The sequence below is a fragment of the Rahnella sp. PD4 genome, assembly GCF_049199325.1.
Classification (GTDB): domain Bacteria; phylum Pseudomonadota; class Gammaproteobacteria; order Enterobacterales; family Enterobacteriaceae; genus Rahnella; species Rahnella perminowiae.
Window position 1 is genome coordinate 311,985 of sequence record NZ_JBLZQF010000002.1, and the last position, 15,769, is coordinate 327,753.

Genomic DNA, 15,769 nt, shown 5'->3' on the forward strand with positions numbered 1-15,769 from the left:
CTCATGCGCAAAACCCCGTATCATTGCGCGTTTTTAGCACGCTCAAAAGTGAACTCAATGACCCAAACTTTTATTCCTGGTAAAGACGCGGCGCTGGAAGACTCCATTTCCCGCTTCCAACAAAAACTCACCGATCTTGGCTTTAATATCGAAGAAGCTTCGTGGCTGAATCCGGTTCCCCACGTCTGGTCAGTGCACATTCGCGATCGCGACTGTCCGCTGTGTTTCACCAACGGTAAAGGTGCCAGCAAGAAAGCCGCACTGGCTTCTGCTTTGGGTGAATACTTTGAGCGTCTGTCGACTAACTATTTCTTCGCGGATTTCTATCTGGGCAAAGAAATCGCTAAGGGTGATTTCGTTCATTATCCGAACGAGAAGTGGTTCCCGCTTCCGGAAGACGACAGCCTGCCGGTGGGTATTCTGGATGAGCGCCTGCATGCATTTTATGATGCCGATAAAGAACTGGTGGCCAGTGATCTGATCGACCTGCAATCCGGCAATCCTGACCGTGGTATTTGTGCCCTGCCGTTTACCCGTCAGTCAGATCTGCAAACTGTTTATATTCCAATGAATATCATCGGTAATCTCTACGTTTCCAACGGCATGTCAGCAGGCAACACTGCCAATGAAGCTCGGGTACAGGGGCTGTCAGAAGTCTTCGAGCGTTATGTGAAAAACCGTATTATTGCTGAATCAATTAGTCTGCCTGAAATCCCTTCGGAGGTTCTGGCGCGCTATCCTGGTGTGGTTGAAGCCATCGCAAAACTGGAAGAAGAAGGTTTCCCTATCCTTTCTTATGACGCCTCGCTGGGCGGCAACTATCCGGTCATTTGTGTGGTTCTGTTCAATCCGGCTAACGGCACCTGTTTCGCCTCCTTTGGCGCACACCCTGATTTTGGCGTAGCACTGGAACGTACGGTGACTGAGCTGCTGCAGGGCCGCAGCCTGAAAGATCTAGATGTGTTCACCGCACCGACTTTCGACGATGAAGAAGTTGCCGAACATGCCAACCTTGAAACCCATTTCATCGATTCAAGCGGTCTGATTTCGTGGGATATGTTCAAGCAGGACGCCGACTATCCGTTTGCTGACTGGAGCTTCAGCGGTACCACTGAAGAAGAATTTGCGACCCTCATGGCTATCTTCGATAAAGAAGATGCTGAAGTGTATATCGCCGATTACGAGCATCTGGATGTTTATGCCTGCCGTATTATCGTTCCGGGCATGTCTGACATTTATCCTGCTGAAGATTTACTGCTGGCAAATAACAGCATGGGTGCGCATCTGCGTGATCAACTGCTGGCGTTACCAGACAGTGATCTGCCAAAAGAAACCTATCTTGAGATGATCACACAGCTTGATGATGAAGGTCTGGATGATTTTACCCGTGTTCGTGAGCTGCTGGGTATCGCCAGCGGCAAAGACAACGGCTGGTACACCTTACGTGTCGGTGAGCTGAAATCTATGTTGGCACTGGCCGGTGGTGATTTGGATCAGGCGCTGACGTGGGCTGAATGGTCGCATGAGTTCAACTCTTCTGTTTACAGCGATGAGCGCAACAATTATTACCGCTGCCTGCAAACCCTGCTGCAACTCTCTCTGGAAGCAGAACGCGAGCCGGCTCAGTACTATAACGCTTTCGTGAAAATGTATGGTCAGAAAGCGGTTGAGGATGCTTCAGCGGCTATCAGTGGAGAAGTCCGTTTCCACAGTTTGTTTGCTGTCGACCCTGAGTTGAAAGCATTATCTGCCCATCAGGCGCTGCTTGGCGCATATGAAAAGCTGCAAGTCGCCAAACGTCGCCACTGGTCGAAAGCCTGATCCACTGACACGATGAATCCTTTAAAACCGGCAGGATTTACTGCCGGTTTTTTATTTATAGAGCCAGTATCCGTTCACTAAAAACCCTAAACTTTTGCTGTTCTATTTATGCACAAAAGTTTGACTCGGCCACTAAAATGACGTGTAATTCTGCGCAAAATAATACCCGCCTGTCTTTTTCACGGTAAAAATAGGACACTTATTTTTATAAGTTAAAGGAAAGTAAAATTTATAAAATAAAAATAATGATATTTATTAACACTGAATTCATTATATTAACTCAAAGTTGAAAATAAATTCTGGCCGCATCAACTTTATTTGCAAAAATTAAAATCTTTTTACCGATTATTTTTCAAAAGGTTACCTCTTAAACCACCCCTTTAGTCGTTCATTACAAACCACCAAAAACCCCCTCGTATGATCCACATCAATTTTTACGTTATACTGCTTTGCTAGTATCTCGTTGCGCAGTGCATAGCCCTGAATAAGAGAGTTAATGTGAAAGCTGACAACCCCTTCGATCTCATTTTACCCGCCGCTACAGCGAAAGTTGCTGAAGATGCTGGCGTTTATAAAGCCACCAAACAGCCGTTAAAAACATTCTTTTTAGCCATTACTGCTGGCGTCTTTATTTCTATAGCCTTTGCTTTTTATATCACCGCCACAACTGGCACCGGTACCGTTCCTTATGGTCTTGCAAAACTGGTCGGGGGCATCTGCTTCTCTCTGGGTTTGATGCTGGTGGTCGTATGCGGCGCGGACCTGTTCACGTCCACTGTACTTATCGTCATAGCGAAAGCCAGCGGTCGTATCACCTGGGGGCAATTGGCGCGTAACTGGGTCAACGTCTATGTGGGTAACCTGGTCGGCTGTTTATTCTTTGTCGCGCTGATTTGGTTCTCCGGCGAATACATGGTTGATAACGGTTTGTGGGGACTGAACGTTCTGCAAACTGCTGATCATAAAATGCATCACACATTTATCGAAGCCGTATGTCTGGGGATCCTTGCTAACCTGATGGTTTGCCTGGCGGTATGGATGAGTTACTCCGGCCGCAGTCTGATGGATAAAATGTTCGCAATGATTTTACCGGTCGGCATGTTCGTCGCCAGCGGTTTTGAACATAGCATTGCTAACATGTTCATGATCCCTTTAGGCATTGTAGTGAAAAATTTTGCGACACCAGAATTCTGGCAGGCTGTCGGGACCACACCGGCACAATTTGCAGAACTGAATATCACTAACTTTATCATCGACAACCTCATCCCTGTGACTATCGGTAACATCCTCGGAGGGGGTTTGCTGGTAGGGTTAACGTACTGGGTCATATATCTTCGCGATGAGAAACACCACTGAACCAATGTGGCAGTCTTGTTACGACAGTTTTACACGTGATTTTTAAAAAAATCCAAATTAGAAGGTAGGTGCAAAATGTCCAAGCTCAATGAAAAATTGACCAACGCATGGCAGGGTTTTAGTGCTGGTGAATGGCAGAATGGCGTAAACGTCCGTGACTTCATTCAGAAGAACTACACACCGTATGAAGGTGATGAGTCCTTCCTGGCTGGCGCTACCCAAGCGACAACCACCCTGTGGGATAAAGTAATGGATGGCATCAAACTGGAGAACCGCACTAAAGCTCCAGTAGATTTCGATACCGACGTTGCCTCTACCATCACTTCTCACGATGCCGGCTACATCAACAAATCATTGGAAACAATCGTTGGCCTGCAAACTGACGCGCCATTGAAACGTGCCCTGATCCCATTCGGCGGCATCAAAATGGTGGAAGGTTCATGTAAAGTTTATGGTCGTGAACTGGATCCAGCACTGAAAAAAGTCTTCACTGATTACCGCAAAACCCACAACCAGGGCGTTTTCGATGTTTACACTAAAGACATCCTGAACTGCCGCAAATCAGGTGTTCTGACCGGTCTGCCAGATGCCTACGGTCGTGGCCGTATCATCGGTGACTACCGTCGTGTTGCATTGTACGGTATCGACTTCCTGATGGCCGACAAATATGCACAGTTCCAGTCTCTGCAAAGTGATCTGGAAAATGGCGTAAACCTGGAAATGACCATCCAGCTGCGTGAAGAAATCTCTGAACAACACCGTGCTCTGGGCCAGATTAAAGAAATGGCTGCTAAATACGGTTGTGACATTTCTGGTCCTGCGACCAACGCACAAGAAGCTGTACAGTGGACTTACTTCGGCTACCTGGCTGCAGTTAAATCTCAGAATGGCGCTGCAATGTCCTTTGGCCGCGTATCTACTTTCCTTGACGTGTTCATCGAACGTGATATCAAAGCAGGCAAACTGACTGAAGAACAAGCTCAGGAACTGATTGACCATCTGGTAATGAAACTGCGTATGGTTCGTTTCCTGCGTACCCCTGAGTATGATGAACTGTTCTCCGGTGACCCAATCTGGGCAACTGAATCTCTGGCAGGTATGGGCGTTGACGGCCGTACTCTGGTGACCAAAAGCAGCTTCCGCTTCCTGAATACCCTGTACACTATGGGGCCTTCACCAGAGCCGAACATGACCATTCTGTGGTCTGAAAAACTGCCAATGAACTTCAAAAAGTACGCAGCGAAAGTGTCTATCGATACCTCATCTGTACAGTATGAGAACGATGACCTGATGCGTCCTGACTTCAACAACGATGACTATGCCATCGCTTGTTGTGTGAGCCCGATGGTTGTGGGTAAACAAATGCAGTTCTTCGGCGCTCGTGCAAACCTGGCGAAAACCATGTTGTACGCAATCAACGGCGGCGTTGATGAAAAAATGAAAATCCAGGTGGGTCCTAAAGAAGCACCAATGATGGATGAAGTCCTGACCTTCGATAAAGTCATGGACCGCATGGATCACTTCATGGACTGGTTGGCTAAACAGTACGTGACTGCGCTGAACATCATTCACTACATGCATGACAAATACAGCTACGAAGCATCGCTGATGGCTCTGCATGACCGTGACGTTTATCGCACCATGGCGTGTGGTATCGCAGGTCTGTCAGTTGCTGCTGACTCCCTGTCCGCTATCAAATACGCAAAAGTTAGCACTATCCGTGATGAAGACGGCCTGGCGATAGACTTCAAGATTGAAGGCGAATACCCGCAGTTCGGTAATAACGATTCTCGCGTAGATGACATCGCCTGCGACCTGGTAGAACGTTTCATGAAGAAAATTCAGAAACTGCGTACCTACCGTGGCGCTGTAGCCACTCAGTCCGTTCTGACCATCACCTCTAACGTGGTTTATGGTAAGAAAACAGGTAACACTCCGGACGGTCGTCGTGCTGGTGCTCCATTCGGCCCTGGCGCTAACCCAATGCACGGTCGTGACCAGAAAGGTGCGGTTGCCTCTCTGACTTCCGTTGCTAAACTGCCGTTTGCTTACGCGAAAGATGGTATTTCTTATACCTTCTCTATCGTTCCAAACGCGCTGGGTAAAGACGATGATGTACGTAAAGCAAACCTCGCGGGTCTGATGGATGGTTACTTCCACCACGAAGCGTCCATTGAAGGTGGTCAACACCTGAACGTGAACGTGATGAACCGTGAAATGCTGTTAGATGCGATGGAACATCCTGAAAACTATCCTCAGTTGACCATCCGTGTTTCCGGTTATGCGGTACGTTTCAACTCACTGACTAAAGAACAGCAACAAGACGTTATTACCCGTACTTTCACCAAGTCTCTGTAATAACTCAGCCTTGTAATCTGGTCTGATAAAAAGGCTCCACAATGTGGAGCCTTTGTTTCATCTCTCCCTGCCCTGCACTGTCTGCACGACAGTCTGTTTTGCCAGAGCGCTATACGTTGTGGACTTCTGGCAAAGCAGTATCGCCATTGCTGACAATCAACCTTAATGATTGTCTGGTATCATAAACCTGTTGTTTCCAGTTTATCTCTGCCAGGCCAGCATCCGCACACGTAGACTGCTATTCATTGGTCAATATGGAGAATAACCCGCAATGTCAGTTCAAGGTCGCATCCACTCATATGAATCCTGTGGCACCGTTGACGGCCCAGGTATCCGTTTCATTGTTTTTTTCCAGGGTTGCCTGATGCGTTGCATGTATTGCCATAACCGCGATACCTGGGACACACATGGCGGGAAAGAGATCAATGTCGATGACTTGATGAAAGAAGTCGTCACATATCGTCATTTTATGAATGCTTCCGGTGGCGGCGTAACAGCCTCCGGTGGCGAGGCCATACTGCAGGCTGAATTTGTGCGTGACTGGTTCCGCGCCTGCCAGAAAGAAGGGATTAATACCTGTCTGGATACCAACGGTTTTGTTCGTCGTTATGATCCGGTGATCGACGAATTACTGGATGTGTCTGATCTTGTCATGCTTGATCTAAAACAGATGAACGACGATATTCACCAGAATCTGGTAGGTGTCTCCAATCACCGCACCCTGGACTTCGCCCGCTACCTGGCTAAACGTAATCAGCGAACCTGGATCCGTTATGTCGTCGTGCCGGGCTGGTCTGATGATGATGACTCCGCGCATAAACTGGGTGAGTTCACCAAAGATATGACCAATATCGAGAAGATTGAACTGTTGCCATATCACGAGTTGGGTAAACACAAATGGACGGCAATGGGTGAGAAATACGGTCTGGATGGCGTAAATCCGCCGACCAAAGAGATCATGGAAAGAGTGAAAAACATTCTGGCCAGCTACGGGCATAAAGTGATTTATTAAACACCGATATCCTGCCCATTAAAAAGACGCCATCTGGCGTCTTTTTCGCTTTATGAGACTAAGATTCTCAATGAAACCATACCCAAAATAATTGGAGTTGCAACAAGGTGACGAGATCCCGATGAGCTGACATAAGTCAGTGATTCGGGTCCCAGAGCGTAGCTAACTCAGTTGTAGCTTCAAGTATGAAGGGTATCAGGCGGCAGCAACCGGGTTATGCGTATGATCCGCTTTGCGCATCAGCATCGCCAGATAGACCAGCGAGACAACCGCAATCATCACGAACAGCAGGCGGTCTGAATAACTTTGCATCAGTATCGCAGTCATCGTTGGTCCTGCCAGGCTGCCGATGGTGTAGCTCATCAGTAATGCCTGATTCATCGCTACTAATTCCTCTGCATTTACTTTTTCACAAGCCCAGGACATGGCAACCGGATACAACGTAAAACCAGCACATCCCAGAATGAATAGCGTCGGTGCCATCGCATAACCACTGAGCATCGCAATGCTACCGAGAATAACGGCGAAGATTTGAATACGCAGTACCATAAGGCGTCCGTAGCGATCGGCCAGTCGTCCCACCGGCCACTGCCCGACAATTCCGGCACTGACCAGCAATGCCATCCAGTAACCCACATCCGCATCACTCATTCCCTGATGCGTCAGGAACAGCGGCATCAGGCCGTAGAGAGAGCCCAGAACGATGCCGGAAATAATACAACCGTTAATTCCCAGGCGGGCATTTCTGCGTCTGAACATCGGCATTACGGCATAACGCGGTTGCTCACTGTCCTGGTTTTCAATATGCGTCAACAGCAACGGCAACATCGCAATGACAATCAGCGCCGTCACCCAAGGCAACACGCTTAAAATTGCTGTGGGCACTGTGCCCACCAGGAGCTGCCCAACCACTGTGCCGATGTAATACATGATCATATACGCCGCCAGCAACTGGCCGCGATTTTTGACAGTTCCGCTGCGTAGCAACGCACTTTCCACCACAACCCAGATCAACGCACAACCGATCCCCGCAACAAAACGCGCCGTTATCCAGCTCCAGAAACTCATTGAGAGCGCCAGACCTGCCGTCGCAACAGCAAACAAAATGCAGGAGAGGTAATAACTGCGGTTAAAACCCATACGTTTAATCAGCCCGCCCGCGAGCAAAGTACCCAACAGGTTCCCGGTAAAATAAGATGAACTAACCAGCCCGACCTGCCAGGTCGGAAGTTGCTCATGACTGAGCCACAAGGGGACCAGCGTGTTTAAAACAGCGATAGAAATCGTCAACAGCAGGAGTCCGCACAGGAGCAGAGAAACAGGACGGGAATAGGCGGACATAGGATGGTGATGACCACAAAGAGGAAGAAATTGCGCGCATCATGCCACCGGCGGTTTAAAAGTCAATCCGGCAAAAACCAGCCTGAGCACAAACGGAAGAGTGATGATTGAAATCGTTAATCAAGTCCTGAGATTAAGAATTATGATGCTTTAATGACAATGCAATATCACCATGATAACAAACGAGTTTACATTTACCACACCCGTTACATTTCTTGTCATCAACCACAGGTTGATTTTGTTGATTAAAAAAAATTGCCGTGCGGGGACACGCAATTTCGCACATCCTGCACATATCATCTAACCGCCCCAGGCACTGAGCCGAAATTACCGGACGCAGACTGATATCCATCGGGACACGTTCATCCAGCGCGCCGCTTTCGCAAGCCTGCGTGCAGGCCCCGCAAAAATCACATTCGGCATAATCGATAGCCAGCGAGGCCACCCTTTCCTGAACGCTTATAATGCCGACCGGACATGCCTGTACGCAGTGCCCGCATCCATCACATTGCTGCAGAAACGCCGGTTCGGCAACGGCCTGAGGCGGACGGGCAACTGTGCGCACCGGCAACTTTGCTGAAGGGGGTTGTGCTTGTTTAATGGCCTGCTTACCCGTTGACAGCAGGCCGCGAAATAATCCACGGCGGCTGACAGTTCTGCTGCTCATCCAGGCCCGGTAAAAGCCAGCATCACGTGGATCGCTCATCAGAAATACAAATCCGCGGCTTTTACTTCCAGATCCTGCAGCTGTTTCCAGCCACAGAGCGTGGATTCAGCCAGTACGGCCACACCCACGTAAAACGGATGTTCGGCTTTCTGCCGCAACAATTCCAGATAACGACCTGCCCAAGGCAGCAAATGCATTGTTAAAAATTCATTCAACAATGCCGGAGAGTTTTCAGCCAGCCAGGCAGACATCATCAATAGCAAACCAATGTGATCCTCTGGTTCTGCCTGGGTCAGGTGCGGTTCGATGCCGTTTTCGCGCATCCACTGCCGAAGCACCAGTGTGGAATCGCCAAACACGACGGACTCTTTGTCCAGATAGACCGAGCCCCACGGCGGCGCAGGGAGCGCGTAAGGGCCTACAAACAGGCGCTGATAGGCGTCCCCGAGACTTTCCTTCGCCAGATCAATCTGGCTGAAATATTCAGTGACCTGCGCTTTGGCATCTTCACTGGCACAGGGCCACAAGGGTGCCCATTCGCTGTTTTCCAGTAATGCAATTAAAGGCTGAACTTCTCGGGAATCTGGCGGATAAAATAAGACGGCGCCTAAAATTTTACCGGTTAAACTGATTGATTCTGCTGACATAATTCACTCTGATTAGAGAGAACACGCCACCACAAGCGACGCGTTCTCTGATAAATCGGACTACTGATCATTAGCCGCTGACGGCCATTCCCACGGTCATATGCAAACCATAGAATATGGCGCGACCAATCAGCTCACCGGCAAATACCAGCACGAACGCCAGAATCATTGATGCCAGTGCCGGACGCTTGCGCATAATCAGCGGGCAGAACCAACAGCCGAGACCGAGAATTACCAGCACCAGCCGCCAGACTGACAGCGAACCGTATTGCGGGATCAGGGCATCAGCAGCCTGAACAGAACTGCTGATGCCTGCCAGACTTGCGCTTTGCAGCATGACAACTGCCATACTCACGACCAGCGCAGCAAGACTGATAACAGGCAACAGGCGCAACCCGCAACCATTGATATTCGCACCACGAAGCAGCAGAGAACCCAGAACCGGACCACCGATCAGCACCGTCAGCCCGAAATGGAAAAAGGTATACGCATTATCCCAGGTCGGCACGGTCTCAATTTCATAAACGCGGCACATCGCGTAAACAAAACCGATACCCGCCAGCATGGTGACGATCAACCAGATTTTACCCAGTGCGCGCGGCATCTTGTTGAGCATCGCCAGCAGCCAGTAAATCCCGCCTAAGGCAAAGAAGAATGATCCGCTACCGATTTCATTGCTCAGCGGCGACGCACCCAGACGGTTAAGCGAATTGAATGCCCGCAGGGGCGATCCCAGATGCAGTACCGAGGCGATAAAGGCGACGGCCATCATCACCCACAGGAAAAACATCGAGAAGTGGATCCGGCGGTACTCTTCCGGACTGCGTTGAGTCAGCAATGCAATGGCCAGCACGATAAACGCACCAACCACACATTGCCCCAGGACCGTAAAGACCATTAAAGGCCATTCATGCCATCCGTTTCCCATCTCAAACCTCCTTCGGGTTAGCCAGATAACCCGTTGTATCGCCTACAGGACGGCAATTCGCATTGGGTTTGATGACGATATTTGGGTGAGTGAAATGTGAAGCCGGCAAGGGGGCCACTTCAGCCAGATCACCGTATTTCGCACGCAGTTCTTCAATTGGCGCCATATCCAGCGCACGCAGCGGGCAGGACTCCACACAAATCGGTTTCTTGCCTTCCGCAATGCGCTCATAGCAGCCGTCGCATTTGGTCATGTGACCTTTGGCTTCGTTGTACTGTGGCGCACCGTAGGGACATGCCATGTGACAGTAACGGCAACCGATGCAAACGTCTTCGTTCACCACCACAAACCCATCTTCACGCTTATGCATCGCGCCACTCGGACACACTTTGGTACAGGCAGGATCCGCACAGTGGTTGCAGGAAATCGACAGATAATACGCAAAGACATTCTGATGCCAGCCGTCGCCGTCCTTCTGCCAGTCGCCACCGGCATATTCATAAACGCGGCGGAAGCTGACGTCCGGCGTTAAGTTTTTGAAATCTTTACAGGCCAGTTCGCAGGTTTTGCATCCTGTGCAGCGGCTTGAGTCAATATAAAAACCATATTGAGTTGTCATGTTTTACTCCGTTAAACCTTAGCCACTTGCACAAGGTTGGTATGAGAGGGGTTACCTTTCGCCAGCGGTGAAGGTCTTTGAGAAGTCAGTACGTTGATGCTGCCCGCACGGTCAATTTTTTTGCTGTCAGGGGAATACCACGCTCCTTCACCGAGCGCCACAACGCCTGGCATCATGCGCGGGGTCACTTTGGCGGCGATCTGCACTTCACCACGGTCGTTGAAAATACGGATCATGTCGCCGTTGGTGATGCCACGCTGCGCAGCATCCATCGGGTTGATCCACATTTCCTGCCGGCAGGCCGCTTTAAGCACGTCGACGTTACCGTAGGTGGAATGCGCACGCCCTTTGAAATGGAAGCCTGTCAGTTGCAACGGGAAGCGGCTCGCAATCGGGTCATCGTAATTTTCAAATCCGGCGGCATAAACAGGCAACGGATCAATGACATCATCTTTTTCCAGTTGCCATTTCGCGGCGATCTCAGCCAGTGGGGCGGAATAGATCTCAATTTTTCCCGAAGCTGTTTCCAGAGGATTAGCCTCAGGATCCTCACGGAATGCCTTATAGGCAACATGATGTCCTTCCGGGTCACGCTTTTTGAAAATTCCCTGCTGGCGGAAAGTGTCAAAATCGGGAAGTTCAGGAATAGCCTTCACAGATTGTTGATACAAATGGCGCATCCATTCTTCCTGATTGCGCCCTTCAGTAAACTTCTGTTCAACCCCCATGCGTTTAGCCAGTTCTGTAGTCATCTCATAGATGGTTTTGCATTCAAAGCGCGGTTTAATAGCCTGGTCGGCGAAAATTACATAAGCCATGTTGCCGCACTCAGCATCCAGGCAGAAATCCATCTGTTCGGAAGCCGTACAATCAGGCAGGAGGATATCGGCATATTTTGCCGAAGAGGTCATATGGTTATCTATGACGACAATCATCTCGCACTGCTTATCATCCTGAAGAATGTCATGAGTGCGATTGATTTGAGAGTGCTGATTGATCAAGCTATTACCGGCATAATTCCAGATAAACTTGATAGGAACATCCAGCTTATCCTTACCCCGAATACCGTCTCGCACCGCCGTCAGTTCGGGTCCACGCTTGATCGCATCCGTCCAAAGGAAAAACGGAATGCTTGTAGTCACCGGATTATCGAACGTCGGCATACGTACAAATGGCAGACTGTAAGAACCCGAATTTGCGCCTGAGTTACCGCCGTTAATGCCCACATTTCCTGAAAGGAGCGCTAACATAGCAATCGCACGGGTTGCAATTTCGCCGTTTGAGTGGCGTTGAGGCCCCCAGCCCTGCGCAATAAATGCTGGTTTTGCCTGCCCTATTTCGCGGGCAAGTTTGATAATTTTATCCACAGCAATGCCGGTGATTTTTGACGCCCATGCAGGCGTTTTGGCGACACCGTCCTCGCTACCGCCCAGAATGTACGCTTTGTAATGCCCATTGGCGGGTGCGCCTGCGGGCAAAGTTTTCTCGTCGTAACCAACGCAATATTTGTCCAGGAACGGCTGATCGACCAGATTTTCAGTAATCATCACATACGCTAACGCCGCGGCGAGTGCGCCGTCAGTCCCCGGACGAATCGGTATCCATTCATCTTCACGACCGGCCCCAGTGTCGGTATAACGGGGATCAATAATGATCATGCGCGCATTAGATTTCAGTCGCGCCTGCTCAAGATAGTACGTCACCCCTCCGCCGCTAAGACGGGTCTCACCAGGGTTATTACCGAAGAAAACCACCAGCTTGCTGTTTTCGATATCTGACGGGCTGTTACCATCCGCCCAGCCACCGTAGGTATAGTTGAGACCCGCAGCAATCTGTGCAGAACTATAATCACCATAATGATTGAGATAACCACCGCAGCAGTTCATGAGGCGGGCAATCAACGTTTTTCCCGGTGGCCATGAACGGGTCATCGTGCCGCCTAATGTACCGGTACCGTAGTTAAGATAAACCGCTTCATTGCCAAAGCGTTGAATAACATCTTTCAGGCTACCCGAAATCATGTCTAAGGCTTCATCCCAGCTGATACGCTTAAATTTACCTTCGCCGCGCTTACCTACACGTTTCATTGGGTACTTGAGACGATCAGGATTGTAGACCCGCCGCCGCATAGAGCGGCCGCGCAGACAAGCCCTGACCTGGTGCAATCCTTCGTAATTGTCATCACCCGTGTTATCCGTTTCGACATAACGGATCACCCCATCGACAACATGCATTCTCAGCGGGCAACGGCTCTCACAATTGACGGTGCATGCACTCCAGACAATTTTCTCATCTGCGGTTTTAACCGAATCCTGACGTGTTTCAGCACGTATTGATTTAAATGGCAGTGATATGCCCCCGACGGCAGCTGCCATACCGGCGAGCGTAGTTCCCTTAACCAGATCACGGCGGCTGATCCCTCCGCCTGAACCCGTTTTCTTGCTGTTTGAATCCGACATTGCTTACTCCGTTGCGCCCTTATCTTAAGGACGAAAATTTAACAACCATGTCACTGAACCTGGCTCCTGGGCCGTGGCTTCTTTAGACTTTTTCTATCTGAATCAAATTCGTATGCTGAGGATTACCTTTCGCCAGCGGGGACGGGCGCTGGGTCGTCAGCGTGTTCATGCAGGCACCATGGTCAATACGGTCACCACTCATATTGGCCTGATGCCATGCGCCCTGCCCCATAGCAACAACGCCGGGCATGATGCGCGGGGTAACTTTGGCCGACACGCGCACTTCACCCCGGTCATTAAACACTTTCACTTTGTCACCGTTCTCAATACCACGGGTTTTGGCATCAATCGGGTTGATCCATACCTGCTGGCGGCAGGATGCCTGTAACACGTCGATGTTGCCGTATGTGGAATGGGTGCGGGCTTTGTAATGAAAACCGAACATTTGCAGCGGGAACTGACTGCGTTTCGGATCGTCCCAGCCTTCAAAGGTTGAGGCATATACCGGCAGCGGACTGATCGTTTCATCTTTTTGCAGTTCCCATTCGCCGGCAATTTTCGCCAGTGCAGAGGAATAAATTTCGATTTTACCGGAAGAGGTTTTCAACGGATTGGCATGAGGATCCTGACGGAATTTTTTATAAGCCACGAAATGTCCGGCCGGATCCCTGCGCTTATAAATCCCCATTTCGCGCAGTTCTTCATAAGCAGGTAATGCCGGATCTCTCGCCAGCATTTTGCCATACAGATATTGCAGCCATTCCCGCTGGGTACGCCCTTCCGTGAACTTGTTGTACACATCCGGGCCAAGACGACGAGCCACTTCGCTCATCATCTCGTAGATGCCTTTACGTTCAAACTTAGCGGACGTCGCAGGCTGGATGAAGATCAGATATCCCATATTCCCGGCATAGTCGTTGGGAATAATATCTTCCTGTTCAACAGTCATCAGATCAGGCAGCAGAATGTCGGCGTATTTTGCCGAGGAAGTCATGAAGTTTTCCAGCACAACGATCATCTCGCACTGCGCGTCGTCCTGGAGAATATCGTGGGTTTTATTGATGTCGGAATGTTGGTTGGTGATGGTGTTACCCGCATAGTTCCAGATGAACTTGACCGGCACATCCAGTTTGTCTTTGCCGCGAACACCATCTGCTTTAGCAGTCATCTGCGGGCCGCGCGCGATGGCATCAGTCCAGCTGAAACAGGAAATCTGTGTTTTTACCGGATTTTCCAGCACCGGCATACGTTCAATGGTAATGGTATAGGTGGATTCCCGCGCCCCGCTGTTGCCACCATTAATGCCGACATTACCGGTTAAAATCGGCAGCATAGCAATAGCACGTGACGTCAGCTCGCCATTGGCCTGGCGCTGCGGGCCCCAGCCTTGAGAAATGTAGGCAGGTTTGGCCTGCCCGATTTCGCGGGCCAGTTTAACGATGCGATCCACAGGAATGCCGGTAATACGGGATGCCCATTCAGGCGTCTTCGCCGTCGCATCTTCGCCCTGACCGAGAATGTACGCTTTGTAGTGGCTGTTTACGGGTGCATCTGCGGGCAAGGTTTTTTCGTCGTAGCCCACGCAACAGGCATCGAGGAAAGGCTGATCGACCATGTTTTCGGTGATCAGCACATGTGCAAGACCGGCGACCAGTGCAGCATCGGTTCCCGGACGGATCGGGATCCACTCATCTTCACGGCCTGCAGCAGTGTCGGTGTAGCGCGGGTCGATCACGATCATACGGGCACTGGAACGCTGACGCGCCTGCTCCAGGTAATAGGTGATACCGCCACCGCTCATGCGCGTTTCGGCAGGATTGTTACCGAAAAGCACCACCAGCTTACTGTTTTCAATATCTGATGTGCTGTTGCCATCATTACTGCCATAAGTGTATGGCATGGCGCAGGCGATTTGCGCGGTACTGTAAGTCCCGTAATGACTGAGGAAGCCACCGTAACAGTTCATCAGGCGGGCAACCAGCGAGGCGTAAGGGGAAGAACGGGTGATATTGCCGCCGACAACGCCGGAGGTGTAGTTGATGTAAACGGCCTCATTGCCATATTTAGCAACAATACGCTTCAGGTTATTGGCAATTTCATCAAAGGCTTCTTCCCAGCTGATGCGCCTGAATTTACCTTCGCCACGTTTACCGACGCGCTTCATCGGGTAATTCAAACGCTCCGGATGGTTCATTCGCCGGCGGATTGAGCGTCCACGCAGACACGCGCGAACCTGATGGTCACCGTAGATGTCATGTCCGGTATTATCGGTTTCAACCCAGTACACTTCATCATCACGTACATGTAAACGCAGGGCGCAGCGGCTGCCGCAGTTAACCGAGCAGGCACCCCAGACCACTTTGTCTTCAGGTGCAGAATTTTTCACTTCACCCACAGCCTGTGCCAGTGCTTTGCGGCTGAATGGCAGAGATACGCCGCCCGCGGCAATGGCCAGTCCTGCCAGCGTTGATGTTTTCATCAGCGTCCGGCGGCTGATACCACTTTTTATCGTGATGACTTCAGGTTCGATTACCGACATTTTCCCGCTCCGGTCATAAAGT

The 15,769-nt window shown here is 50.3% G+C and carries 11 protein-coding genes; 4 read left to right on the forward strand and 7 right to left on the reverse strand.

The features are described from left to right. Positions 1–57 precede the first annotated feature (57 nt). The 4 genes from ycaO (at position 58) to pflA (ending at position 6,547) form a co-directional block, all read left to right on the forward strand. Positions 58–1,821, forward strand: coding sequence for a 30S ribosomal protein S12 methylthiotransferase accessory factor YcaO (ycaO, locus tag ACOZIO_RS06155; RefSeq protein ID WP_129991195.1), 1,764 nt, complete (start codon positions 58–60; stop codon positions 1,819–1,821). A gap of 498 nt (positions 1,822–2,319) precedes the next feature. Beyond that, positions 2,320–3,177: a formate transporter FocA gene (gene focA / locus ACOZIO_RS06160; RefSeq protein WP_129952486.1), complete on the forward strand. Its 858-nt coding sequence runs from the start codon at positions 2,320–2,322 to the stop codon at positions 3,175–3,177. Positions 3,178–3,252: 75 nt separating this feature from the next. Further along, entirely contained in the window at positions 3,253–5,535 is a 2,283-nt protein-coding gene (gene pflB, locus ACOZIO_RS06165) for a formate C-acetyltransferase (RefSeq protein ID WP_129952485.1), read from the forward strand. Positions 5,536–5,806: 271 nt separating this feature from the next. Next, a complete protein-coding gene (pflA, locus tag ACOZIO_RS06170) occupies positions 5,807–6,547 on the forward strand; it encodes a pyruvate formate lyase 1-activating protein (protein WP_015689580.1) in 741 nt (246 codons plus the stop codon). A gap of 195 nt (positions 6,548–6,742) precedes the next feature. On the opposite strand, the gene ACOZIO_RS06175 is transcribed toward pflA, so the two are convergent. The 7 genes from ACOZIO_RS06175 to ynfE form a co-directional block, all read right to left on the reverse strand. Beyond that, entirely contained in the window at positions 6,743–7,888 is a 1,146-nt protein-coding gene (locus tag ACOZIO_RS06175) for an MFS transporter (RefSeq protein WP_129991224.1), read from the reverse strand. A gap of 133 nt (positions 7,889–8,021) precedes the next feature. Beyond that, the gene (gene napF, locus ACOZIO_RS06180; protein ID WP_129991225.1) at positions 8,022–8,594 is read right to left on the reverse strand and encodes a ferredoxin-type protein NapF; all 573 of its coding nucleotides are present in this window, start codon (positions 8,592–8,594) and stop codon (positions 8,022–8,024) included. After that, complete coding sequence (gene dmsD / locus ACOZIO_RS06185; RefSeq protein ID WP_421595099.1) at positions 8,594–9,202, reverse strand: Tat proofreading chaperone DmsD; 609 nt, start codon at positions 9,200–9,202, stop codon at positions 8,594–8,596. The genes napF and dmsD overlap by 1 nt, the downstream gene beginning before the upstream one ends. Positions 9,203–9,272: 70 nt before the next feature. Continuing rightward, positions 9,273–10,130, reverse strand: coding sequence for a dimethyl sulfoxide reductase anchor subunit family protein (locus tag ACOZIO_RS06190; RefSeq protein WP_421595101.1), 858 nt, complete (start codon positions 10,128–10,130; stop codon positions 9,273–9,275). Position 10,131: 1 nt separating this feature from the next. Continuing rightward, positions 10,132–10,749, reverse strand: coding sequence for a DMSO/selenate family reductase complex B subunit (locus ACOZIO_RS06195; protein WP_129952480.1), 618 nt, complete (start codon positions 10,747–10,749; stop codon positions 10,132–10,134). A gap of 11 nt (positions 10,750–10,760) precedes the next feature. After that, on the reverse strand, positions 10,761–13,208 hold the full coding sequence (gene dmsA / locus ACOZIO_RS06200; RefSeq protein ID WP_129952479.1) for a dimethylsulfoxide reductase subunit A: 2,448 nt from the start codon (positions 13,206–13,208) through the stop codon (positions 10,761–10,763). An 82-nt stretch (positions 13,209–13,290) separates the two neighbouring features. After that, positions 13,291–15,747 carry a selenate/tellurate reductase subunit YnfE gene (gene ynfE / locus ACOZIO_RS06205; RefSeq protein WP_421595103.1) on the reverse strand — a complete coding sequence of 819 codons (2,457 nt, stop codon included), beginning with the start codon at positions 15,745–15,747 and terminating at the stop codon, positions 13,291–13,293. Positions 15,748–15,769: the final 22 nt, after the last annotated feature.